This is a genomic window from Stenotrophomonas sp. GL_111, assembly GCF_057835245.1.
Map to the genome: position 1 here is coordinate 383068 of NZ_CM174421.1, position 23994 is coordinate 407061.

Sequence of the window (23994 nt, forward strand, 5' to 3'; positions counted from 1 at the left end):
CACTGCTTACATTTTTTCCGGGGCGGAAACGCCCAGGACGTTCAGACCATTGGCCAGCACCTGGCGCGCCGCGCAGGCCAGCGTCAGCTTGGCATTGCGCTCGGCATCGTCAGCCACCAGCACCTGCGTGCCGTGATACCACGTGTGGAAAGCATGCGCCAATTCACGCAGATACTGCGCGATCAAGTGCGGTTCCAGTGCGATCCCGGCCGCTTCCACCACTTCCGGGAAGCGCGACATTTCAATCATCAGCCACAGCGAGGCCTCATCGTTCAGCGACGCCAGCCCGGTCAGGCCCTCGGCCGGGGTGAAGCTCAGGCCCTTCTCCTGGCCCTGGCGCAGCAGGCTGCACACCCGGGCGTGCGCATACTGCACGTAGAACACCGGGTTGTCGTTGCTCTGCTGGCGGGCCAGGTCGATATCGAAGGTCAGCTGCGAATCCGGCTTGCGCGCGATCAGGAACCAGCGGGTCGCATCGCGGCCGGCTTCTTCGATCAGGTCGCGCAGGGTCAGGTAGCTGCCGGCACGCTTGGACAGCTTCACTTCCTCGCCGCCGCGCATCACCGTCACCATCTGGTGCAGCACGTACTCCGGCCAGCCCTTGGGGATGCCCACGTCCAGCGCCTGCAGGCCGGCGCGCACGCGCGCGAGCGAGCCGTGGTGGTCCGCACCCAGCTCGGTGATGGCGCGCTCATAGCCGCGCTGCCACTTGCTCAGGTGGTAGGCCACGTCCGGCAGGAAGTAGGTGTAGGTGCCGTCGGACTTGCGCATCACGCGGTCCTTGTCGTCACCGAAGTCGGTGGAGCGCAGCCACAGCGCGCCGCCTTCCTCATAGGTGTGGCCGGCCGCCTTCAGCTGGGCGACGGTCTCTTCCACCTTGCCGTCCTTGTACAGCGAGCTTTCCAGGAAGTAGATGTCGAAATCCACCCCGAACGCGGCCAGGTCCTGGTTCTGCTCGTTGCGCAGGTAGGCCACCGCGAAGCGGCGGATGCCGTCGAGGTTGTCCGGGTCGCGCTCGCCCACCACCGAATGGCCTTCCAGCTCCACCGTGGCGCCGGCCAGGTAGGCGTTGGCCACGTCCTGGATGTAGTCGCCGCGGTAGCCGCCTTCCGGCCAGCCGGCGTCATCGGGCTTGAGCCCCTTGGCGCGGGCCTGGGTGGACAGCGCCAGGTTCTCGATCTGCACGCCGGCGTCGTTGTAATAGAACTCGCGCTTGGCATTCCAGCCGTTCACATCCAGCAGGCGCGCCACGCAGTCGCCGATGGCAGCAGCACGGCCATGGCCCACATGCAGCGGGCCGGTCGGGTTGGCCGACACATACTCCACGCCCACGGTGCGGCCGTTGCCGCTCAGGTTGTGGCCGTAATCGGCGCCTTCCTTGAGCACGCTGGCCGCTTCGCGCTGGTAAGCGCTGGGGGCGAGGTGGAAATTGATGAAGCCCGGGCCGGCAATCTCAACGCGCAGCACATCGCTGCTCTTGGGCAGCGCATCCAGCAGCGCCTGGGCCAGGGCGCGCGGGTTGCTGCGCGCCGGCTTGGCCAGCAGCATCGCGGCATTGGTGGCGAAATCGCCGTGCTCACGGGTCTTCGGGCGTTCAACCACGAATTCCGGGGTCAGGGTGTCGGCCGGCAAAGTGCCGTTGGCGCGCAAGGCTTCGATGCCTTGGCTGATCAGGGCGCGGAGGAGATTTTTCACAAGGCCTGCTTTGAGACTGGAGCGGCGGAATCGGCAATTTTAGCCTAGATGGGGGGCCGATCCATTGAACGGGATTGGGGCAGGGGGGCTTGAGGGGCCTTGGGGCCGCTTTCGGGGCTCCGGACAGGGGTATTAGGGCTGACTGAGGCGTTCAGCCCCGAAAGGAGAGGGTGGGTTCGAGCCAGCCTCGTTCAGCCATGGAGACGGGGGTGCCTTCGCCTACTACTACGTGGTCCAGGAGGCGGATGCCGACTAGATCCAAAGCCTTCTGGAGATGCTGGGTGATCTCGCGATCTGCGCGAGAGGGCTCGGCGCTGCCGGAGGGATGGTTGTGGCTGACGATCACGCCTGCTGCGTTGTGAAGTAGCGCACGGCGGACCACCTCACGCGGGTACACCGCTGCCGCATCGATGGTGCCGGTGAATAGTTCCTCGTAGGCGAGCGCACGATTCCGAGTATCCAGAAAAAGGGCTGCAAACACCTCTTGAGGTCGGGAGCGCAGTCGCTGTTTGAAGTAGCGCGCTGCAGACTCAGGATCGCGCATGCTGTCACCTTTATCCAGCTGTGCGCGTAGATGGCGATTGGCGAGCTCCAACGCCGCTACCAGTTTGCACGCTCGTGCAGGCCCCAGTGCTGGCAGCTGAAGGAGCCTTGCCGCATCCAAATCCAGTAACTTTCGCAGGGGGCCGTGAATATCCAACAGCTGACGAGCGCTCTCCAATACATGCTGGCCCTTGCGGCCAGTTCCCATGAACAGAATGAGAAGTTCAACGTCAGATAGGGCTGCAGGACCGCTCGCAAGCAGCTTCTCACGAGGACGTTCGTTCTTGGGCCAGTCTGCGATCGTCATGCTGACTAGTGTCGGCGAGCATGCTCTGCGCCACCATCAGTGAAACCCGCTTAGCTCAGTCGGGAATACGATGGCTACCTCTACTGCATCACTACATGGTCTGTCCATGAATGGGGGGGCGAGCTCGCGCATACCTCCGAATACTAGATTCCCGCCGAAGCTCACAGGCATTGGGTGGCGCTCCGAACTGTATCGAAACAGTGAGAACGGACCTCCCGGTTGAACTCCTACGGAGGAGTTCAACCGGGCTGCTGTCCTTTTGCGTGGTGAGACCTGTGATCAGTACGCTCAATTCAGCTCAAAACCCTCTTGGGCGCCTACTTCTTCAGGCCACGCCAGATGATCACGTAAGCCAAAATCATCCGTAGATCCGTACTTGACGATCCTCGGTGGAAGCTGACTTGATATGTAAGTGTGTACGCGACGCACCAGTGTTTTATCAAATGTCAATATTCCAAGTGGAACCGGGAAACCCCGTCCTGGCGTGACGGGAGCATGAACTGTAACCGCTGCAATTCGTTCTGGGACAAGAAGAATCTCAAGAGAGCTCGGTATGGAGCCATTGCTTGGCTTTATAAATGTGCTTGGCAGAACTCTCGTCAAGTATCTTGCGGGCTTCTCATCGCCGACTACCAGAGCACTCCTCATCTTTGGATCACCATCCTCGCCTTTGGCTGTGCCTTCTTTAGTCAGCGCTTCAACCAAACTGGGAAAAGACCTGGCAGCTCCCCAAGCCGATTGGCTCGGCGGGATCCATATGAAAGCACTATCGTCACCGATAAGACGATTGTTCGTGTAGCCGATTGCAGTTCTTATTCTCTCAATGTTCTCCGGTTGATACATTGCGCCCACAATTCCGACCGTCGGCCTGTCCGTTCGCAGTTCACCGGCGCGCCCTGCCATCTCCTTGAAGTATCGAAGTGCAGCGAAACCGGTCCTGCTTGAGTATTCCTTCAAATAACTTGGCGCAATCTCAACTAGAACATCGAACGCGTTGTCGTCTTCCGTAGTTTTAGTCCTTCGTAGGCTCTCCATGAACTCGGCGATGCCGTGGACGACCTGATCACGATCGCTCAATTCGTGGCCAATCCTCCATGCGTCAAGAAGAGGTTCTGGCTCGCTTGGTCGCCGAGTGTTTGCCATCGCAACGAAGGGAACGGTCGAGCAGAATCGGTCACCTGCGACAACGTCATCAACAGAGTAGAGGGACCTCTTTAGGGCGTCCGCAGCCTCTTTCTCTTTTCTGCTGGATATCTCTCCATAGAATCTTCTGAAGGACTCCGGAACATGAGCGGATGCGCTTGAAGCTAGCTCAGAATCGCGGATTCCAAGCTCGGGCAGGGCTCTTTCGAAATCGGATTGATAGTCTCGATCGCACGGTGCAAGCGATAGTAGGTCGAATCCGATTCTCTCAACCTTCTTTACGACGTCGAAGATTTGGGGCTTGTCGCCGTCCTTGAATAGTGCGTGGCCAGCGTCCGTCAGCCATATGCGTCCCTCCGATCTGGAGATGTATGCTCGGGTCTCTGCATCCCTGATGACGTACGCCATCTCGATGGCATTGAAGCCAAAGAAGATCGCGACATCGTCCTCTTTAATGCCGTCCGCTGAGTTGAGTAGCCGTAGCAAGAACTCCGTAGTCAGGGACACGTCGCCAACTTCAGCTACCTTGTGGTGAACTAGGAAATGCCTCGCAGGCAACTGGACGTCGTATATGCCTACAGGAACTCGAATGTCAATGGATTCTGTCGTGCCACCTAGTACGGCTTTTGTGAGTGACAAAATGCCACGAGAGGGCTTCATGCTCGCACCCCGCGTCGAACATCCGCATCGGCATCCATAGCTCTTCTGCCTTTGCTCGCCTTGGGGGCCGACACCAAGTCAGAGGCGTCCAGTACTAGCGCTTCGCCGGCCTTCACCTCTTCATCAAATCCGCTGGACACCAAGCCGAGTGGAGAGTCATCCTTCCACGCCGATTTTGCGCCGACGATCAGTAGTCGATCCATGGCGCGGCTTAGGGCGACATTGATTCGATTCTTCTTCGCCATAAATCCGGGGCTGATTGTGGCGGACCCGCGACATTTTATGCCATCGGAGTTATTTCTCACAAGAGACAGTATGACGATAAGATTCTCCTTTCCCTGGTAGCTATCAATGGTGTCCACCTTGATGGTTCGTCTAAATGCCTCTGGCAAGTTCTCTGACTGGAGTTTATGTCTAACTAGGTCTAGTTGTGCCGCATAAGCGCATATGACACCCACTGCCTGAGATTCTCTAGAAAGATTTTCAATCCAAGTCATGAATGGCTCGTGTTCGGACCAGCGCTTAAGCAGGGAGACAATTACGTCGGCTTCGGTAGAGTTCTGCAAGCTGCCGCGCCGTATATCACTCTTCCTCTGGTAAGCCTCCGCGCCCATGGAGTCTGTACATGCCCAGGTCAGTGGTAACCTGATCTCTTCCGGAAGAATGTTAAGTGGAATATTCGATTCCGTCCGTCCATGCTGGAGGGCGCGATCATAGAACGAATTGGAGACCAGCCGTCCGATAGGTGGAAGCATTCGGTACTGTTTTCTTAGAGTGTGACCCGCTTGCTTCCCGTACGAGGAAGCGAATACCCGTTCGAAGTCACTCTTAACGACATCGCCAATTGATAGCCTTAGTTCATCGGTGAGGGCTTCTACTACGTCGGAAGAGTGTAGTGGCTCTAGTTGCGCGTGATCTCCGACTAGCACAACCCACTTGCCTGCCTGTATTGGAACGGCGAGTTCGCTTGGTGTACAGCGCGCAGCTTCGTCGACAATTACTAAATCAAACGAAGTCTTAGTCAGGCCTAAGGATGACCGACCGAGGCCGACGCATGTACCTGCAACTACCTGACGTGTGCCGGCCAAGAAGGTTTCGTAGCTTCTCTGCCACGTGGAAACTGTGCCCACGATGTCTCGGCCGAGTTCCACAATATGTCGGAATCGCTCAACGCGATGCGCTTGGCTACTCGGTAGCTTGGAGAAGTACAAGGATGAGACATGCGGTTCTACATCAATTGCCTCAAGGCCCATCAGATCACACTCGACGCCTCTATCAAGCAGGCATTGTTCGAGTGTCGCCTTCAGTGCGTTGACTCTTGAGGTGCCATCCTCTGTCTCCGCATGCTCAGAGAGGCGCGAGATCAACGGGGTGATTGTGTCCTCGTAAAAGAGGACATGATCACATTCGGACCTATCAAGTCCGAGGTGTCGCGCTAGCGTCGCCATGCGTAGGTGGCGGGTGGCGAAGAACTTATCCTTGTAAGATTTCTCTACGGTTGCCACGTGGTAAGGCCGCAATGACTCAGAGACTTGTCCTTCGGCCCCTACGCGAATCATGCTCAGTGAGTCTCGATCCTCACCAAACAAATTGAGAACTGCCTCTGCTGCATTGTTGACGGCCTCGTGTGATTGACTGGCTACTAGGACGTTGCGTGCGAGTCCATTCGTCAGTGCGTAGTGGACAAGTGCACCAATAAAGTGCGTCTTGCCTGTTCCAGGAGGTCCCTGCAGGAGTCCGAGTGGTCGATGCTCCATTATTCCTTTGAGCGCATCGATCTGCGTCGGGTTCAGCTTGTAGCGCTCCCTTACAAATCCCTCGTCAACTTTCAGGTCGACTGTGTCAGGGACCATCCCTGTGGCGGGGCTGAAAGCATCAAGGAGTCCATGGGCTACTGAGTTTCCCTTCAAAATTCTGGCTGTTGCTTCTTCGCGTCTCTGCCAACTGGTGTTCTCCAGCCGGCTTTGGAAGCGCAATCGATCGCCATCTCGAACAATCGCCCCACGCGCACCTTCAGCGTAACCTTGGATTGCAAGCGTATCGGCTGATGACTTCTGTACATCTAGGGTGCCGATCTTTCTCCAGCCCCCTTTGCTGTCTAATCTCTCAACTGCAACAAGATCTTTTCGATCAAAGTCCATGTCACCCATTGCCAACTGGATGGGCAGGATGTGCAAGCGCGCCTGTGCGCGGTAAGCGCTGTCACCCAACGCGAGAACTTCTGTCTTCAGTTCACCTTCGATTTTAATTGAGCGTTCCCAAAGTAGCGGAACATCCACGATAGTGTTCCCGACTGGCGACTCAGCTTGTTCCCGTTCGGCCAAGTCGTCTTCTTTAGCCTCGATGCTTGCAACTTGTGAGGTTTCCGCTTCATCTTCACTCTGTGGATCATAGGGGCGACGTTCAAGGGCTGTGGCAACCTCCGGCAAACTTAGGATAGAGGAGATTGCGTCAAGCTGAGCGGGGCCGTCCTCAATAATTATGCTTGCGCGGAATGAGCACAGCCTCTGACGACTCCACCGCTGGATCTGAGCGTGATCTAGTTGGTTCCGCCAAGCTTTTGAAGGAGTGCCATCACTGCTCAACTCAACGGAGAGCTCTTCCAGTGCGCCGATGATCTTTAACCTTCTATCGGACTTAACAACGTAGTATCTTCCCTCGTCGGGAAGGATGAGGCCTGCCTCCGCCCGGGGGATAGAGATGGAGAAAGTATCCGATTGCCCGTCAACGGAACCGTTGCTGACGCAAGCAATGGCTTCACGAAGAGGAAGCAAGGTTCCATTGGCGGGAGTTCCTAGGCGACACTCCTCAATGGACCGAGCTATCCGAACGGAGTCATTTTCGCTGAGATGAATTTTATCGAGGAGTTCTTCGGCGATCTTCGTCACCGCGAAACGATCACGCTCATACCTTCCGCCTAGCGCTGGAGAATATGCGCGAGATTTTCGTGAGCCATCTTGGCCGCACGAGTAATCCACTAGATCTATGAGGGACGGCAGTGGATCTTCTCCGTCGGTTAGACACACGACTAGGTTGTCTGGTTTTATATCTCCATGCGCTACTGAGCGTCCGTGGAGGTTGTCCACAATGTCAATTAGCCTCGCGATGAAGTTTAGCCCTTTGGCTGGACTATCAAATGGGCTTGAGCCTTCGTACTCGGCGAGAGTTTTGCCTTCGATGTACTCCTGCACAAGTACGATTGAGTCGCCCGTCCAGTGCACTTTGAGTAGTTTGGTGGCGCCTTGCAGTGGTGCTTCGACCAGCTGTTGAGCGTGATCGAGGAATGCGAGAATTCTAGCGCGCTCTTTAGCGACATTCCCCAAAGCAGACGGTTGCCACATCTTGACCAATTGGCTGCGTCCATCTGCATCTGATCTCCAGATTATCGTCCGCTCATCCTGCTTTATAAGCTCATTCTCCGGATAAGCTTTGAAGATGTCTCGCTGCGTCTTGAGGGTGCGGTAGCGATCCAACCCTTCAATCGTGGCGTTTTCGTTTGGCACGGAAGACAGTGCTTCATTGAACGCAGACAGCATATCCCCCGCATTCCCGAATCTATTTGCTTGCTCTAAGTCAAGACATGTCTCGAACCACGGATAGAGACTGGCAAAGTTCTCTTGGGAATCGATGGATTGATTCCATTCAGGTGGGTTGCCGTCTGGGAGCTGGTCAAATAGAAGAACATGAACTACGCAGCCAAGTAGAAAGACATCCTTACGCAACAAATCAACTGGCCCGCCTAGAATGTCCTCAGGCACGCTGGCGGTTGAAAGGAATTGGAAACGCGACTCTCCCAAAGTCTGGACCTCCGGCAACGAGGCGGCCATCATGTGAGATATTCTGATCGTCGTGGGAAGCTCTACCCAGATACTGTGAACCCCTACGTCGAGATGCGCTGCATTAAGTCCGTGAATCGGGGTGATCGCGGATAGAACCTGTCGAGCAAGTTCTATTCGTTCTCCGGTGGTTAGTTCAACTAGACCGGTCTTGGCAAAGTCGCTAAGGCGTTTCATTCTTCGACGCCGCTCGAACACCTCCCAGTAGGCGACGCCTCGTTCGGGATCTTCCGCCTTTGGCTTGAAAATGATCTCGCCACATTTCGGGTTGCGATCATCCAGCCACGCAATCACTTTGCGTTCACGCCCCGCGATTTCTGCCCGGCCCTCCTCAGTCTGGAAGCGAGTTTCAGCTTTCGTGAAGTTCCAGCGCCTTAGTAGGCCGAAAGAATTGTTTATTCCGGACTCGTCTACCTCGTACTCGCTATATACATCGGTGCTATGGGCGAAAGTAGGGCTCTCGGTGCGTGCGACGAACCCTCCATATCTCCGTGCGCCCGGTTGAAAGACGCCTCCGCTGACGTTGAAAAACCTCTTGAGGCGCTGCATCCATTTTTCATTTGTAAAGTCCTCGCGCCAAGCGGGGCCGAAGGCCTTCAAGCGATCGGGGGTATTTCTTAGTATCCGGATGAAATCATCAATGTAGAAAACAAAAGAAGATTCACTTTCTGCGATGCCTGAGCGGTCCTTGGATTTTGTTAGGACTACTGCTGACTGAATCAATGGAGTGCCCAGCGGGATTGCGAGTCCCTCTCGTTTCGATTGATCTGCAAGAGATTTTCTCAGCAAGGGGAAGACCTCGCGCGCGATTTCTGCAATCTTTGCGACTGGCGATCTGCCATTGTCATGATCCCCATTGAACCAATTGCCATCTCGGCTGGTAACTGGTCCCTTCCAATCTTTCAAATCCACCATCAAGATTCGATCTTCCAGCACTAGAACCACATCAATCTCTCGCATCCCCTTCCCAGGTATGGAGAGATCAAGGTTTGTGAAGGCTTGCCAATTTTCTGGCAGTGCTTTGAGTTTTTCTATTCCAGGTATCTCGCGAACATGGATGCCGCGGCCGTTGTTGATAATCCTCATGTAGTTCCCCCTTCACTTGCATTGATCAGGCTCCGCATCTGAAGGTCGGGTCGCGATTACGATCGTACCCTTCTGATGCGTGGTCGAACCCAGACTTTACAGTCGTTGGAGTGGCAGCGGAACAGGTTTGTGAGGCTCTTGCTACTAGTGAAATGCTGATTTTGCGAGTGCGGGATTGAAGGGGCGCTGGCTTACATCGATTGGAATCCATGGCTCCTGATCGGGGGCGTGAGGTGAGGGCTTCTTGCGTTCCTGACAGTCGGTACTGAGCTAAGCAGCAGGTGATGATGGTCAATGGGCTGTTCTTGAGTATTTCTGGCACTTCATAAGCATGTGGGTTCAGATGCCCCCGTCGGCTAAGCGCTGGAATGGAGTGGTGGATGGTCGAACTCGGGCCGTTTCCGTTGCTTACCCGAAGCCACGAATGCATGTGCTTGCGTTCAACCTTCTCTTGGTTGGCCGTCAAAGTCTTGGCGCTGCGTTCGTATTTGATCAATACGCACGCTCGATCGCCTCACCGCTGGTCAACGCAAGAGGATTCTCCTTCAGCATTCAAGTGCTTCAATTGGGTGCCCAAGTTGGTCCAGGAGTCTGTCATTTTTGTTTCCAGTTCGCTGATGGGAGGGAGGCAGTTTTGACTCCGACGCATGTTTAGTCCATGTATTTCTGGTAGGGCTTGAGAAAGCTATGGGCTTCGCAGCTGCTCCCCCACCCCGGCCCCCTCATAACCAAAAACACCCCACTCATGCCCCTGAGGCATCAGCCCCCCACACCCCATCAGGTAAGCTAATCGCCTCAGTACGACAGGAAATACGCAGGTGGCTGACTCCCCCCAGGCTTCTCCGGCGTCCGCACGCCCGCTGCACGGCCAGAAGCTGTTGCTTTGCGTAGGTGGCGGCATCGCCGCCTACAAGTCACTCGAACTGGTGCGCCGCCTGCGCGACGCCGGGGCCCTGGTGCAGGTCGCCATGACCGACGGGGCCCAGAAGTTCGTCACCCCCTTGAGCTTCCAGGCCCTGTCCGGCCAGCCCACCCGCACCACCCTGTGGGACAGCGCGGCCGAGCAGGCCATGGGCCATATCGAGCTGGCGCGCTGGGCCGACCGCATCGTGGTGGCCCCGGCCACCGCCGATCTGCTGGCCCGGCTGGCCCACGGCAACGCCGATGACCTGGTGACCACGCTGTGCCTGGCCACCACCGCGCCGCTCACCGTGTGCCCGGCGATGAACCACCGCATGTGGCAGCACCCGGCCACGCAGGCCAACATCGGCCTGCTGCGCGCGCGCGGCGCACAGGTGATCGGGCCCGAAGACGGCCCGCTGGCCGAGGGCGAATCCGGCCCGGGCCGGTTGAGCGAGCCGAACGCGATCGTGGCCGCGCTGGCGGCGCTGCAGGCTCCGGCCGCCGATGCCGCCGTGGCCCAGCAGCTGAAGGGCCTGCGCGTGCTCATCAGCGCCGGCCCCACCTATGAAGACCTGGACCCGGTGCGCTACGTGGGCAACCGCAGCAGCGGCAAGATGGGCTATGCGCTGGCCGCCGCCGCCGCCCGCCAGGGCGCGCAGGTGGTGCTGGTGAGTGGACCGGTGCACCTGGCCACGCCGGCCGGGGTGCAGCGGGTGGACGTGCGCTCGGCCGCGCAGATGCGTGAAGCGGTACTCGGCGCGCTGCCGGCCGACATCTATATAGGGGCGGCAGCGGTGTCCGATTACACCCCGCGCCAGGTGGCCCCGCAGAAATTGAAGAAGACCGCCGGCACCCAGACCCTCACGCTGGAACTGGTGCGCACCCCGGACATCCTGGCCGAGGTGGCCACCCAGACCAACGCGCTGAAGCTGGTGGTCGGCTTTGCCGCCGAAACCCACGATGTGGAGAAGTACGCGCGCAGCAAGCTGATCGACAAGCGCCTGGACCTGGTGATCGCCAACCAGGTGGGCATTGCCAACGGCGGTTTCGAAAGCGATGAAAACGCCGCCACCGCCTACTGGCAGGGGGGCGAGCAGGTGTTCCCCGGTACCAGCAAGGCGCTGTTGGCCGAACAACTGTTGTCCCTGATTGCCCAGAGGTTGCACGCATGACCCACGATTCCGCCCTCCAGCCGCTGCAGGTGAAACTGCTCGACCCGCGCTTCGGCGATACCTGGCCGCTGCCGGCCTATGCCACCGAGCACAGCGCGGGCATGGACCTGCGCGCCGCGCTGGAAACCGAACTGACCCTGCAGCCGGGCGACACCGCGTTGATTCCCAGCGGCATCGCCATCCACATCGCCGACCCGAACCTGGCCGCCGTGGTGCTGCCGCGCTCGGGGCTGGGCCATCGCCACGGCATCGTGCTGGGCAACGGCACCGGGCTGATCGACGCCGATTACCAGGGCCCGCTGCTGATCAGCGCGTGGAACCGGGGCCGTGAGCCGTTCACGCTGCAACCCGGCGACCGCATCGCGCAGCTGGTGGTGCTGCCGATTGCGCGCGTGGGCCTGCAGGTAGTGGATACTTTCACTGACAGCGCCAGGGGAACGGGTGGATTCGGCCATACCGGGGTGCGCTGACAGGGGGAACATCCATGAGCAAGGCGAAGTCGGAAGGACAATCGCGATTGGCAGGGGGGCGAACCGGCCCGCTGCTGGTGGCGGTACTGGTACTGCTGGCGCTGTGGTTCGGTTGGAGCGGGGTGCGCCAGTGGCGCCAGGCCGCCACCGGCACCGCGCTGGAACAGTCGCGTGACCAGATTGTCACCGGCGTGCAGGCTGCGCTGAGCGGCCAGGTCGCGCAGCTGGGCAAGCTGGTCAAGAGCGAGCGTGTGAGTGCCGCGCTGGCCAGCGGCAATGCCGAAGCCACCGCCGTGGCCATCCGCGAAGGCTGGCCGGGCACCGAGGATGTGCAGGTGCTGGGTGCCGGGCTGGATGAGGCCTATGCCGATCCGAAGGCCTTTGGATACTCGCGCCTTGCCCTGCTGGAAGCAGCCAATGCCGAACAGCGCGTCATGGCCCGCGTGGTCCGCGATGCCGGTGGGCAGCGCCTGGGCCTGGCCGTGCCGGTGCTGCTGGGCCCGCAGGGGCCGGCGCTGGTGTACGTGCGCCAGCCGCTGCTGCGCCTGACCGCCACCTTCGACCAGGTGCGCGTGCCCGAGGCTGGCTATCTGGCCCTGCGCCAGGGCCAGCACAACATCATTGAACAAGGCAGTGCCACGCTGTCCGACGGTGCCGAGGCGCTGGCCCGGCCGCTGGGCAAGAGTGGCCTGCGCCTGGCTGCGGCCGTGCCGGATATCGAACCGGGCCCGCTCGGCCTGGGCGCGCTGCCGAGCCTGATCGTGGCGGTGCTGCTGCTGGCGATCGCCGCGATGCTGCAGTTCGGCAAGGGCCGGGTGAAGCTGCCGCGCCGGCGTGCGGCCGCGCAGGGCGATGCCGAGCAGGGCCCCACCCTGCGTGAAAGCCTGGCCCTGGAGCCGGTCGTGGCCGAGGCCAGCACCGATGCCAATGCGGGCGCAGCGCCGCCGGTTCCCACGGAGGCCGGCCAGGATGTGCCGGCCGGCATTTTCCGTGCCTACGACATCCGTGGCGTGGTGGGCCGCGAACTGACCCCGAAGGTGGCCGCGCTGATCGGTCAGGCCATCGGCTCGGTGCTGCAGGTGCAGGGCCTGCGCGAAATCGTGGTCGGCCGCGATGGCCGCCTGTCCGGCCCGGAACTCAGCGCCGGTTTGATCGAAGGCCTGCGCCGTGCCGGCTGCGACGTCATCGACATCGGCCTGGCGCCCACCCCGGTGGTGTACTTCGCCAGCTACCACCTGCGTGCGGGCAGCTGCGTGGCGGTGACCGGCAGCCACAACCCGCCGGACTACAACGGCTTCAAGATCGTGGTGGGCGGCGAGACGCTGTCCGGCGATGCCATCACCGAGCTCTACCAGCGCATCCGCGATGGCCAGCTGCACGTGGCCGCCGAGCCGGGCAGCCTGCAGCAGCGCGAGGTCAACGCCGATTACATCCAGCGCATCGCCGATGACGTGCAGCTGGACCGCCCGCTCAAAGTGGTGGCCGATGCCGGCAACGGCGTGGCCGGCGAGCTGGCGCAGCCGCTGCTGGAGGCGATCGGCGCGGAGGTCATTCCGCTGTACTGCGATGTGGACGGCACCTTCCCCAACCACCATCCCGACCCCAGCGACCCGCACAACCTGGAAGACCTGATCCAGACCGTGAAGCGTTTCGACGCCGACATCGGCCTGGCGTTCGACGGCGACGGCGACCGCCTCGGCGTGGTCACCAAGGAAGGCCGCATCATCTACGCCGACCGCCTGCTGATGCTGTTCGCCGCCGACGTGCTGATGCGCAACCCCGGCGCGCTGGTGATCTACGACGTGAAGTGCAGCGGCAAGCTGTCCGACTACGTGCTGCGCAATGGCGGCAGCCCGATGATGTGGAAGACCGGGCATTCGCTGATGAAGGCGAAGATGCGCGAAACCGATGCCGAGCTGGCCGGTGAAATGAGCGGGCACTTCTTCTTCAAGGAGCGCTGGTTCGGTTTCGACGACGGCCTGTACGCCGCCGCGCGCCTGCTGGAAATCCTGGCCCAGCGCGAGGAGACCCCCTCGGAAGTGCTGGACGAATTGCCCGACAGTGTTTCCACCCCGGAGCTGAAGGTGCCGGTGGAATCGGGCACGCCGCACGCGCTGGTGTCGCTGTTCGTGTCGGCCGCGCAGGTGGAAGAGTCGCCGTTCGCGGGCGCACGCCTGTCCACTATCGATGGCCTGCGCGCCGACTTTGCCGATGGCTGGGGCCTGGTACGCGCCTCCAACACCACCCCGGTGCTGGTGCTGCGTTTCGAAGCCGATGACGAGGCGGCGCTGGAGCGGATCAAGAGTCTGTTCCGCGCGCAGCTGCAGCCATTGTTGCCGGGTGTGGAACTGGGGTTTTAAAGGCGTACCGACCAACGGTCGGTACCCACCGCGATGGATTCACACCGCCATGGATTCACCGGTAGAGCCGAGCCATGCTCGGCTGCTCCCGCATCACCCCTTGAACCGCAACCCCACGCCGGGTTCGGTGAACAGATACCGCGAATCCAGCGCCGAATCGCCCAGCTTGTGGCGCAGCTTGCCCACCAGAATCCGCAGGTAATGGGTGTCGTGCTGGTGGGTGGGCCCCCAGATTTCCTGCAGGATCTGCGGCTGGGTCACCACCCGCCCGGCATTGCGCAGCAGCAGCGACAGCAACGCGTATTCCTTGCGGGTAAGTGCCACGGCCTCACCCTCCAGGTGCACTTCGCGGCGCACCAGGTCGATATGCAGGTGGCCGTCATCGAAATGCGGCAGCACGCCATCGGCCGACACCGTGCGCGTGCGCAGCAGCGCCCGCACCCGCGCCATCAACTCCTGGGTACCGAACGGCTTGGTCACGTAGTCGTTGGCGCCGTTGTCCAGCGCCAGCACCTTTTCGGTTTCACTGGCGCGCACGGTCAGCATAATCACCGGCACCTGGCTCCACTGGCGCAGCTCGGCCAGCACCTGGTGGCCTTCCATGTCGGGCAGGCCCAGGTCCAGGATCACCAGGTCGGCGCCTTCGGTGGCCAGCAGCTCCAGCCCGGCCTGGCCGTTGGCGGCCTGGTGCACGCTGTAGCCCTGCGCACGCAGGCTGATATCGAGGAAGCGGCGGATCTGCGCCTCGTCATCGATCACCAGCACGCGCGCCGGGGGCACGCCTTGGGAAGGGTCAGGAATCGTCGTTGTCATCGGCAGGGTGGGGTTGCAGCAAGGGCAGCGTGATGCGGATCAGGGTACCGCGTCCGTCGCGGCCCGGCAGCGCCTGCACGCGGCCGCCATGCGCGCCGATCATGCCCTGGCAGATGGTCAGGCCCAGCCCGGTGCCGTGGCGGCCACGGTCGCCGCGCTCCACGCTGTAGAACATGTCGAAGATGCGCGCGCGTTCGTCATCGGGAATGCCCGGGCCGGCATCGAGCACGTCGATGCGCAGCTCGCCTTCCACCAGCCGCGCCTGCACTTCCACCGCCGCATCGGGCGGGGAGAACTTCGCCGCGTTCTCCATCACGTTGAACACGGCCTGCTCCACCAGCGCCGGGTGCACCCAGATCGGCTCCAGCGTGGCGGGAATGTCCAGCTTCAGCCGCACATCCGGCTGGTAGCGCTGCAGGCGGCGTGCGGCCGAGCCGACCAGCTCATCCACGCCGATCCAGTCGCGGTTGATCTGCAGCCCTTCGTGGCCCAGCCGGGTCATGTCCAGCAGGTTCTGGATGTAGCGGTCGAGCCGCTCGCCTTCCACCAGGATGGTATCGAGCAGGGCGCGGCGGTCCTGCGCGTCCATTGCATCGGCATAGCTGGACAGGCTGTCGGCCGAACCGATCATCGCGGCCAGCGGCGAGCGCAGGTCGTGCGACACCGAGGACAGCAGCGCCGAGCGCAGGCGTTCGGTCTCGTTGCTGACGTGTGCTTTTTCCAGGTCGGCCACCAGTTGGGTGCGCAGGGCGGCCTGGGCGATGTCATCCACCATGGCTTCGGCCAGCTGGCGCTGTTCGGGGGTAAGCCGAGGCGCATTGCGCGCGAAGCGCATGCCGGCCACGCCGATGGCGCGGTCATCACCATCCAGCAGCGGCAGGAACCACCACTCCGCGCCGGCCAACGTGTCGGTGAAGCGACCACTGGGCTGGCCATGCCGGCGTGCCCAGTCGGCGGCGGCCAGGTCGGTGTCGCCCGGCGCGGCGCTACCGCTGGTGCTGGTGTCCTGGCCGATACGCAGCCATGCCGGTGCATCCAGCGCCTGCTCCAGTGCTTCGCGGCCAGACTGCGCCACTTGCTCGTTGCTGGCCGCGCGGGTCAGTTGCCGGCCCAGCAGCTGGCGCGCGGTGGCGTGGCGGTTGGAGGCGCGCAGGGCCACCACCTGCATGCGCAAACGCGAGGCCAGCCGCCCGGCCACCAGGGCGGCGGCCAGGAACAGGAAGACGGTGATCACGCCCTGGCGCGCGCTGATCGCGAAGGTGAAGCGCGGTGCGATGAAGAAGAAGTTGTAGGCCAGGAAGCACAGTGCAGCGGCCACGACCGCAGCGCTGGTGCGGCTGCGTGCAGCCACCATCACCACCGCCACGATGAACACCATCGACAGGTCGTACAGCCCCACCCAGCGCTCGGCGATCAGCGCCACCAGGCAGGCCAGCCCGGTGGCGGCCACGGCCAGCAGCATGTCCTTGCCGGTGCTGCGCGCCGGTACCGACAGCCCCACCCGGCGCGCGCGTGCACGTGCCTGCGGGGTGCCGATGATGGTGATCTCGTAGTGCGCGCCGCGCTGGATCAGCTGCTGGGTCAGCGTGCGGTTGAGCATGCGTGCGATCGGCCGCTCGCGGGTGCGGCCCAGCACCAGGGTGGAGACGCTGTTGTGGGCGGCATGGTCGAGCAGCGCATCGGCGATGCTGGTCCCGTGCAGCAGCTCGGCCTCGCCACCCAGCCGGCGCGCCAGTGCGAAGGCGGCATCGATCTCGCGGCGGGTGCTGTCGTCGTGCCGGCGCGACTGCACCGTCACCACTGTCCATGGTGCATCGCGGCGCTCGGCGATACGCCGCCCCACGCGCACCAGGTATTCACTCTGGCCACCGCCATCGATCGCCACCAGCACCCGCCGCCGCAGCGGCAGGTTGGCTTCGCCGCGCGCGGCGCGGGTCTCGCGCAGGCTGCTGTCGACGCGGTCGGCGGCTTCCTGCATGGCCAGTTCGCGCAGCGCGGTCAGGTTGGCCGGCGAGAAGAACGCCTGCAGGGCCTGCGCGGCCTGCTCGGGCACGTACACCTTGCCCTGCTGCAGGCGCTCGATCAGTTCGCGCGGCGGAATGTCCACCAGCACGATGTCGTGCAGGCGGTCCAGCACCGCATCGGGCACGGTCTCGCTGACCCGTACCCCGGTGATCCGCATCACCACATCGTTGAGGCTTTCCAAGTGCTGGATGTTGACCGTGGTCCAGACATCGATGCCGGCCTCCAGCAGTTCCATCACGTCCTGCCAGCGTCGTTCGTGGCGGCTGCCCGGTACGTTGCGATGCGCCAGCTCGTCCACCAGCACCAACGCCGGGTGACGCGCCAGCACCGCATCCAGGTCCATCTCCGGCAGCGCGTGCTGCTGGTACTGGCGCTGCGCCAGCGGTACCTGCGGCAGGCCCTCCAGCAGCGCCGAGGTTTCGGCGCGGCCGTGGGTTTCCACCAGTCCCACCACCAGGTCCACGCCGCGGCGCAGTTGCTCGTGCGCGCGGCTGAGCATGCTGTAGGTCTTGCCTACGCCGGGAGCGGCACCGAGGAACACGGTGAGCTTGCCGCCGGCTTCGCGTTGCAGGCTTTCAACCAGGGCATCGGCCTGGCGGGTACGGGAGTCGCTCATGGGTGGCGATTGTGCGCCGGATGGCGCGACTGCGGCATCACGGCGTCGCCTTCAGATCATCCAGCGCCAGGTTGAGGGTTACCACGTTCACCCGCGGCTGGCCGAACACGCCCCATTGCGGGCCCAGCGTATGGGCCTGCACCAATGCCGTCACGCGTTCCACCGGCAGCCCGCGGCTGCGGGCCACGCGCGCTACCTGCAGCTGCACCGCGGCCGGGGACAGCTCCGGGTCCATGCCGGCACCGGACTGGGTGACCAGGTCACCGGGCACCTGTGCGGCCGGCACGCCTTCGCGTGCGGCCACCGTTTCAATGGCAGCCTGCACGCGTTCCTGCAATGCCGGGTTGCTGCGCGCCAGGTTGCTGCCCGCCGCGGCCATCGGGTCGTAATTGGCAGCCGACGGCCGCGCCTGGAAGTAGCCATCGCCGTTGAACGGCTGTGCGATCAGCTGCGAGCCGCGCACCTGCCCATCGCGCAGCAGCAGGCTGCCATCGGCCTGCGCCGGGAACAGCCAACGGCTGACCCCGGTGGCGGCCACGGCATAGGCCAGGCCGAGCAGCAGCAGGCTGGCCAGGCCCAGCATCAGTGCCGGGCGCAACGCGCCGTCGTGTTGCAGTGACGCCACCGCAGTGTCGCCACGCGGGCGGCGGGGCAGGGAAGTGGTTGCGAGTGAGCGGTTCATGCGCCGAATACCGAGACAAGGAAGAGGTCGATCAATTTGATGGCCGCAAACGGCAGCAGCACGCCGCCCAGGCCATACACCAGCATGTTCCGGCGCAGCAGCGCGGTGGCCGTGGCCGGGCGGAAACGCACCCCGCGCAGGGCCAGCGGGATCAGCGCCGGAATCACCAGCGCGTTGAAGATCAGCGCCGCCAGCACCGCATTGCGCGGGCTGGACAGGTGCATCACGTTCAACGTGGCCATCGCCGGCAAGGTCGCGGCGAACAGCGCCGGCAGGATCGCGAAGTACTTGGACACATCGTTGGCCAGCGAGAAGGTGGTCAGCGCGCCGCGGGTGATCAGCTGCTGCTTGCCCACTTCCACCACCGCCAGCAGTTTGGCCGGGTCCGAATCCAGGTCGACCATGTTGCCGGCTTCCTTGGCGGCCTGCGTGCCGGAGTTCATCGCCAGCCCGATGTCGGCCTGGGCCAATGCGGGCGCATCGTTGGTGCCGTCGCCCACCATCGCCACCAGCCGGCCACCGGCCTGCTCGGCACGGATGCGCGCCAGCTTGTCTTCCGGGCGGGCTTCGGCGATGTAGTCATCCACACCGGCCTCGGCGGCGATTGCTGCAGCGGTGAGCGGGTTGTCGCCGGTGATCATCACCGTGCGGATGCCCATCGCACGCAGCTGGGCGAACTTCTCGCGCATGCCGTGCTTGACCACGTCCGACAGCTCGATCACGCCCAGCACATGCCGCCCTTCGCACACCACCAGCGGGGTGGCACCGTTGCGTGCCACCTGCTCCACACGCCCCGGCAGCTCGGCCGGCACGGTGCCACCGAGCTCACGCACGTAGGCGGTGATCGCGTCGCTGGCACCCTTGCGGATGCGTCGGCCGCCTTCCAGGTCCACGCCGGACATGCGGGTCTGCGCGGTGAAGGCCAGGTAATCCGCGCGGTCCGGTTCGCCGGTGGTGCAGCCCTGCTCACGCGCCAGGCGCACGATCGACTTGCCTTCCGGGGTCGGGTCGGCCAGCGAAGACAGCAACGCCGCTTCACGCAGCTGGCTGGCGTCGATCCCGGCCAGTGCATGGAAGTGGGTAGCCTGGCGGTCGCCGTAGGTGATGGTGCCGGTCTTGTCCAGCAGCAGCACGTCCACGTCACCGGCCACTTCCACCGCCTTGCCCGACTTGGCCAGCACGTTGGCCGCCAGCGCCCGGTTCATGCCGGCGATGCCGATGGCCGGCAGCAGCCCGCCGATGGTGGTCGGGATCAGGCACACCAGCAATGCGATCAGCAGCAGCGGATCCACCTTGACGCCCACGAACGCACCAATCGCCGGCAGCGTTGCCACCACCACAAGGAAGGTCAGCGTCATCGCCGCCAGCAGCAGGGTCAGCGCGATCTCGTTGGGGGTCTTCTGCCGATTGGCGCCTTCCACCAGCGCGATCATGCGGTCCAGGAAGCTGTGCCCCGGTTCGGCGGTGATCTTGACGATGATCTGGTCTGACAACACCTTGGTGCCGCCGATCACACCGCTGCGGTCGGTGCCGGCCTCACGCAGCACCGGCGCCGATTCACCGGTCACCGCCGCTTCGTTGATGGTGGCCAGGCCCTGGACGATCTCGCCATCGGCCGGGATCAACTCCCCGGCACTGACGATCACATGGTCGCCGGGGCGCAGTTCGGCTGCCGGCACGTGGGTTTCAGTGGCACCGGGATGAGCAGCGGCCAGGCGACGCGCGCTGAGGTCCTGGCGCGCCCGCCGCAGCGAGGCAGCCTGGCCACGGCCGCGTGCCTCGGCCACTGCTTCGGCGAAATTGCCGAACAGTACGGTCAGCAGCAGGATCGCGGTGACCGCCAGGCCGAAGCCCAGCGGCGCCTGGCCGCTCAGGGTCACCACCAGGCTGACCACGGTGCCGACCATCACCACGGCCATCACCGGGCTGTGCAGCAGGTGCCGTGGCGAGAGCTTGATGACCGCATCGCGCATCGCGCGGCGCCAGCCGGCGCCGTCCAACAGGCGCTGGCGGCGGTGGGAAGAAGCGTTCAAAGGATAGGTACTCATGGGAGCGGTACTCACGGCAGGGCTCAGTGCTGGGTCAGCGACAGGTGGTCGGCCACCGGGCCCAGCACCAGCGCCGGCATGAACTGCAATACGGTCAGGATGGCGATCAGCGCGAGCAGCGTGATCGCGAACGTCGGGGTTTCGATCTGCAGCGTGCCGGCCGATTCCGGTGCGCGCCGCTTGGTGGCCAGCTGTGCGGCCACGATCAACGGAATGATCAGTACCGGGTAGCGGCCCAGCAGCAGCACCGCGGTGCAGCTCAGGTTCCACCACACCGTGGCATCGCCCAGCCCTTCAAACCCGGAGCCGTTGTTGGCATACGCCGACACATACTCGTAGAACACCTGGCTGACGCCATGGAAACCGGGATTGGAGGTACCGGTGATCGAGGGAATCGCCAGGGTCAGCGCGGTGAAGCCCAGGATGGTGATCGGCTGCAGCAGCACCAGCAGCGCCAGCAGACGGATCTGCGGGGTTTCCAGCTTGCGTCCGAACAGCTCCGGGGTCCGCCCGGTCATCAGCCCGGCCAGGAACACGCCGAGCAGCAGGTACACGAAGAACTGCTGCAGGCCGCAGCCGATGCCGCCCCAGATGGCACTGATCAGCATGTTCACCATCGGCACCGCACCGGCCAGCGGGCTGAGCGAATCGTGCATGCCGTTGACCGAGCCGTTGGAGACCTGGGTGGTCACCGCCGCCCACAACGCCGTGCCATCGGCCCCGAAGCGCACCTCCTTGCCTTCCATCAGCAAGGGGCTGGCACTGGTGGCCGAGTGACCTTCCAGCCACACCGTGGCCGCCACCGACAGGCTGGACATCGCCAGCATGCAGCCGAACACCAGCCCGGCCAGCCGCTTGCGGCCGGTGAACGCCCCCAGCATGAAGATCACGCTGATCGGGATCAGCAGGATGCCGATCAACTCCAGCGCATTGGACAGCGGGGTCGGGTTTTCCAGCGGCATGCTGCTGTTGGGGCCATACCAGCCGCCACCATTGGCGCCGAGCTGCTTGGCCGCCACCATCGCCGCGACCGGGCCCAGCGGCAGCTTCTGCGTCTGCATGCCCGAAGCGGCATCGATCGGCGTGGCCTGCGGGCCACCGGCCAGCGTGGAGGGCACGCCCTGGCTGGTCAGCAGCACCGCCCACAGCAGGCACAGTGGCAGCATGAAGCGCACGCAGGCGCGCACCACGTCGGCATAGTAGTTGCCCACGTCGATGCGGCGGTCGGCACTGACCAGTGCGGCTTCTTCGGCGTTGGCCGCTTCAGCGCGCTGGCCGAACAACGCACGCAGCGTTGCCACCGCCAATGCCAGCCCCATCATCGGGGTGACCACCTGCAGGCCGGTGATCGCGGTCATCTGCGCGAAGTAGGACAGCTGCGCCTGGCCGGAATAGTGCTGCTGGTTGGTGTTGGTCAGGAACGACACCATCGTGTGCAGCGCCGTATCCCAGCGCATGTTCGGAATCTGGTCGGGGTTGAACGGCAACCAGGCCTGGGTCATGAACACGGTCTGCACCAGCACCGCGATCACCACGTTGCTGAGCAGGAAGGCGCCCACGTAGCCGCGCCAGGACATGCCGCGCGAAGGCGTCACGCCGAGCAGGCGGTACAGCGGTTTTTCAACCAGCCCGAACAGCGCGTCGCCGCGCATCGGAGCACCGCGCATCACCCGCGCCAGGTACAGGCCAAGGGGAAAGGCCAGCGCGATGCTGGCCAACAGGATCAACAGAATCTCAGTCATGGCAGGGTCCGCTTAGAACGCATCGGGCCGAAGCACGACGTACAGCAGGTAGGCGGCGGCGACCAGCACCAGCACGCCGCACAGCAGGGAAAGCCAGGCAGTCATGGCAGGGGTCTCACGCGCGGAAGAGGGAAGGAACACGCAGGCATGCCAAGCGCCCACGGGCGGTGGCAGCGGCATCTACGATCAGATTCGGGGTCATTGCAGCGTCCTGGTGGAAACACTCCACGTCAGGGCTGCATGGTCTGCCTCAGGGGCATAAACGCTCCACGCCCAGGACCGGGCTGGCGCGTAAAGAGTGCATAAATAAATACGGCGGGCATGAAAAAGGCGGCCCTTGGCCGCCTTCGTCGTGATCGGGGTGCAACCGCGGCTTAGCCGCGCGGGTCGCTGCCCACGCCCTTGAGCAGCCGGTAGCGCTGCAGGGTTTCCTCGATCTCCACATCCAGTGCCTTGCGCTGCTGCTGGAACGAGGCCTGCATGCGCTGCTGCGCCACCAGCTCGGTGTGGCGCTGGCGGATGCTCTCCACCTGTTTCACCGGCACCGGCTGCCCGGCCAGCTCGCGGTCGCCGGCGCTGCCCAGCAGCGTGATCAGCGCATCGCGCAGGCTGGCCACGTTGTAGCTGGCGGTCTGCACGTTGTTGTCGATGATCGCCGTGCGCTCGGTGAACACCCGGCGCAGGTCGCTTTCATTCTCGAACGTGGACAGCATCGCCTGTTCGGTACGTTGACGGGTCTGCTCGGCGGCCAGGTCGAGCTGGCGCTGCGCGGCAACCACGGCCGCGTCAGCGCGCTCATCCTCGGTCATCGACCGCTCCACTTCGCCGCGGCGCAGGCCGCTGCTGGCGCTGAACTCTTCGCGCGCGCTGTTGACCGCATCCTGCGGCAGCGCATCGCTGCAGATCCGCTCCTTGCCCTGGTTCCAGCAGTACAGCTTCTTCGGCTTGGGCTCGGTGCTGCCCCCGCGCTGGGCCTGGGCCGACAGAACGGGCGCGGCCAGCAACAGGCCGATGAAGGTGATCGTGGTGAACCTGGACATGGTGGCAGCCCCCTGCTGTCAGCGCGTAGGACGGCTGCCGTAGCGGGAACGATAGTCCTCCAGCGGCTGCCGATACCCGACAAGTTCCGGATTTCCGGAGGCAAAATCAAGCAGGTCGGCCAGAGTGGCCACAGCGACCACCGGAATGCCGGCTTCTTCGGCCACGGCCTGGGCGGCCGAGCGCGGGTCGGTTTCCGAGGCGATCTCCTGGCGGTCCAGTGCCACCACGATCCCGGCCGGGGTACCGCCGGCGTCCTTGATGATGGTCAGCGCCTCGCGGATCGCGGTGCCGGCGGTGATCACGTCGTCCACGATCAGCACGCGCTTGCCATTCATGTCCGCGCCGATCAGGTTGCCGCCTTCACCGTGGGCCTTGGCTTCCTTGCGGTTGAACGACAGCGGCAGGTCACGGCCGCGCTGGGCGAACTCGCAGGCGGTGGCGGTGGCCAGCGGAATGCCCTTGTAGGCCGGGCCGAACACGACGTCGAACTTCAGCCCGGTGGCTTCCACCGCATCGGCGTAGCAGGCGGCCAGCTGGGACATCAGCGAGCCGGAATCAAACCGGCCGGCATTGAAGAAATAGGGGCTCAGGCGGCCCGACTTCAGGGTGAACTGGCCAAAACGCAGGGCGTCGGCGGTCAGGGCCAGTTGCAGGAAACGGTGACGATGGTCGCTCATCAGGACTCTATTCAATTCATTTGGACCGCAAATCCTAATGCATGGGCGCATTTTTCGCCCTCCGCCGCCCCGTGGCGCGGTGTCGCAGCCGCGCCGGAGACAACGGCCGGGTGGGGCATGCCGACCGATTCCGGCGAGCCGCCACCGGGTCTTCCCGGTATGCTTTGGCGGTTAC

General features: G+C 63.3%; 15 protein-coding genes. 3 read left to right on the plus strand and 12 right to left on the minus strand.

Translation table 11 applies throughout. The features are described from left to right. Nucleotides 1–6 precede the first annotated feature (6 nt). The 4 genes from argS to AC3IPM_RS01715 form a co-directional block, all read right to left on the minus strand. A complete protein-coding gene (argS, locus tag AC3IPM_RS01700) occupies nucleotides 7–1695 on the minus strand; it encodes an arginine--tRNA ligase (RefSeq protein WP_489302200.1) in 1689 nt (562 codons plus the stop codon). 151 nt (nucleotides 1696–1846) lie between these two features. Next, entirely contained in the window at nucleotides 1847–2545 is a 699-nt protein-coding gene (gene radC, locus AC3IPM_RS01705; protein ID WP_489302201.1) for a RadC family protein, read from the minus strand. A 288-nt stretch (nucleotides 2546–2833) separates the two neighbouring features. Further along, complete coding sequence (locus AC3IPM_RS01710) at nucleotides 2834–4348, minus strand: hypothetical protein (protein WP_489302202.1); 1515 nt, start codon at nucleotides 4346–4348, stop codon at nucleotides 2834–2836. Further along, the gene (locus AC3IPM_RS01715; protein WP_489302203.1) at nucleotides 4345–9270 is read right to left on the minus strand and encodes an AAA domain-containing protein; all 4926 of its coding nucleotides are present in this window, start codon (nucleotides 9268–9270) and stop codon (nucleotides 4345–4347) included. Before AC3IPM_RS01715 ends, AC3IPM_RS01710 begins: the two co-directional genes overlap by 4 nt. A gap of 818 nt (nucleotides 9271–10088) precedes the next feature. Here AC3IPM_RS01715 and coaBC point away from each other — a divergent pair. The 3 genes from coaBC to AC3IPM_RS01730 are packed head-to-tail and all read left to right on the plus strand — an operon-like array spanning nucleotide 10089 to nucleotide 14175. Next, the gene (coaBC, locus tag AC3IPM_RS01720) at nucleotides 10089–11345 is read left to right on the plus strand and encodes a bifunctional phosphopantothenoylcysteine decarboxylase/phosphopantothenate--cysteine ligase CoaBC (protein ID WP_489302204.1); all 1257 of its coding nucleotides are present in this window, start codon (nucleotides 10089–10091) and stop codon (nucleotides 11343–11345) included. Then, nucleotides 11342–11815, plus strand: a complete 474-nt coding sequence (gene dut / locus AC3IPM_RS01725; RefSeq protein ID WP_489302205.1) for a dUTP diphosphatase — start codon at nucleotides 11342–11344, stop codon at nucleotides 11813–11815. Before coaBC ends, dut begins: the two co-directional genes overlap by 4 nt. Before the next feature lie 14 nt (nucleotides 11816–11829). Continuing rightward, nucleotides 11830–14175: a phosphomannomutase/phosphoglucomutase gene (locus AC3IPM_RS01730; RefSeq protein ID WP_489302206.1), complete on the plus strand. Its 2346-nt coding sequence runs from the start codon at nucleotides 11830–11832 to the stop codon at nucleotides 14173–14175. Nucleotides 14176–14268: 93 nt separating this feature from the next. Here AC3IPM_RS01730 and AC3IPM_RS01735 read toward each other — a convergent pair whose 3' ends face one another. From AC3IPM_RS01735 to pyrE, 8 genes are all read right to left on the minus strand, one after another. Next, nucleotides 14269–14988, minus strand: a complete 720-nt coding sequence (locus AC3IPM_RS01735) for a response regulator transcription factor (protein ID WP_489302207.1) — start codon at nucleotides 14986–14988, stop codon at nucleotides 14269–14271. Then, the gene (locus AC3IPM_RS01740) at nucleotides 14969–17629 is read right to left on the minus strand and encodes an ATP-binding protein (protein ID WP_489302208.1); all 2661 of its coding nucleotides are present in this window, start codon (nucleotides 17627–17629) and stop codon (nucleotides 14969–14971) included. Before AC3IPM_RS01740 ends, AC3IPM_RS01735 begins: the two co-directional genes overlap by 20 nt. 37 nt (nucleotides 17630–17666) lie before the next feature. After that, nucleotides 17667–18311 carry a potassium-transporting ATPase subunit KdpC gene (gene kdpC / locus AC3IPM_RS01745; RefSeq protein WP_489302209.1) on the minus strand — a complete coding sequence of 215 codons (645 nt, stop codon included), beginning with the start codon at nucleotides 18309–18311 and terminating at the stop codon, nucleotides 17667–17669. Then, the gene (gene kdpB, locus AC3IPM_RS01750; RefSeq protein WP_489302210.1) at nucleotides 18308–20359 is read right to left on the minus strand and encodes a potassium-transporting ATPase subunit KdpB; all 2052 of its coding nucleotides are present in this window, start codon (nucleotides 20357–20359) and stop codon (nucleotides 18308–18310) included. Before kdpB ends, kdpC begins: the two co-directional genes overlap by 4 nt. A 23-nt stretch (nucleotides 20360–20382) precedes the next feature. Continuing rightward, nucleotides 20383–22101, minus strand: a complete 1719-nt coding sequence (gene kdpA / locus AC3IPM_RS01755) for a potassium-transporting ATPase subunit KdpA (protein WP_489302211.1) — start codon at nucleotides 22099–22101, stop codon at nucleotides 20383–20385. A gap of 12 nt (nucleotides 22102–22113) precedes the next feature. Beyond that, the gene (locus tag AC3IPM_RS01760; protein WP_489302212.1) at nucleotides 22114–22206 is read right to left on the minus strand and encodes a potassium-transporting ATPase subunit F; all 93 of its coding nucleotides are present in this window, start codon (nucleotides 22204–22206) and stop codon (nucleotides 22114–22116) included. A 269-nt stretch (nucleotides 22207–22475) separates the two neighbouring features. Continuing rightward, nucleotides 22476–23141 (minus strand): hypothetical protein, encoded by a 666-nt coding sequence (locus tag AC3IPM_RS01765; protein ID WP_489302213.1) that lies wholly within the window; start codon nucleotides 23139–23141, stop codon nucleotides 22476–22478. 18 nt (nucleotides 23142–23159) lie between these two features. Continuing rightward, a complete protein-coding gene (gene pyrE, locus AC3IPM_RS01770) occupies nucleotides 23160–23819 on the minus strand; it encodes an orotate phosphoribosyltransferase (RefSeq protein WP_489302214.1) in 660 nt (219 codons plus the stop codon). Nucleotides 23820–23994: the final 175 nt, after the last annotated feature.

Coding starts and splice junctions, on each gene's coding strand:
- radC (WP_489302201.1), bottom strand. CDS start 2,545: ATGACGATCGCAGACTGGCCCAAGAACGAACGTCCTCGTGAGAAGCTG.
- AC3IPM_RS01710 (WP_489302202.1), bottom strand. CDS start 4,348: ATGAAGCCCTCTCGTGGCATTTTGTCACTCACAAAAGCCGTACTAGGT.
- AC3IPM_RS01715 (WP_489302203.1), bottom strand. CDS start 9,270: ATGAGGATTATCAACAACGGCCGCGGCATCCATGTTCGCGAGATACCT.
- dut (WP_489302205.1), top strand. CDS start 11,342: ATGACCCACGATTCCGCCCTCCAGCCGCTGCAGGTGAAACTGCTCGAC.
- AC3IPM_RS01730 (WP_489302206.1), top strand. CDS start 11,830: ATGAGCAAGGCGAAGTCGGAAGGACAATCGCGATTGGCAGGGGGGCGA.
- AC3IPM_RS01735 (WP_489302207.1), bottom strand. CDS start 14,988: ATGACAACGACGATTCCTGACCCTTCCCAAGGCGTGCCCCCGGCGCGC.
- AC3IPM_RS01740 (WP_489302208.1), bottom strand. CDS start 17,629: ATGAGCGACTCCCGTACCCGCCAGGCCGATGCCCTGGTTGAAAGCCTG.
- kdpC (WP_489302209.1), bottom strand. CDS start 18,311: ATGAACCGCTCACTCGCAACCACTTCCCTGCCCCGCCGCCCGCGTGGC.
- kdpB (WP_489302210.1), bottom strand. CDS start 20,359: ATGAGTACCTATCCTTTGAACGCTTCTTCCCACCGCCGCCAGCGCCTG.
- kdpA (WP_489302211.1), bottom strand. CDS start 22,101: ATGACTGAGATTCTGTTGATCCTGTTGGCCAGCATCGCGCTGGCCTTT.
- AC3IPM_RS01760 (WP_489302212.1), bottom strand. CDS start 22,206: ATGACTGCCTGGCTTTCCCTGCTGTGCGGCGTGCTGGTGCTGGTCGCC.
- AC3IPM_RS01765 (WP_489302213.1), bottom strand. CDS start 23,141: ATGTCCAGGTTCACCACGATCACCTTCATCGGCCTGTTGCTGGCCGCG.
- pyrE (WP_489302214.1), bottom strand. CDS start 23,819: ATGAGCGACCATCGTCACCGTTTCCTGCAACTGGCCCTGACCGCCGAC.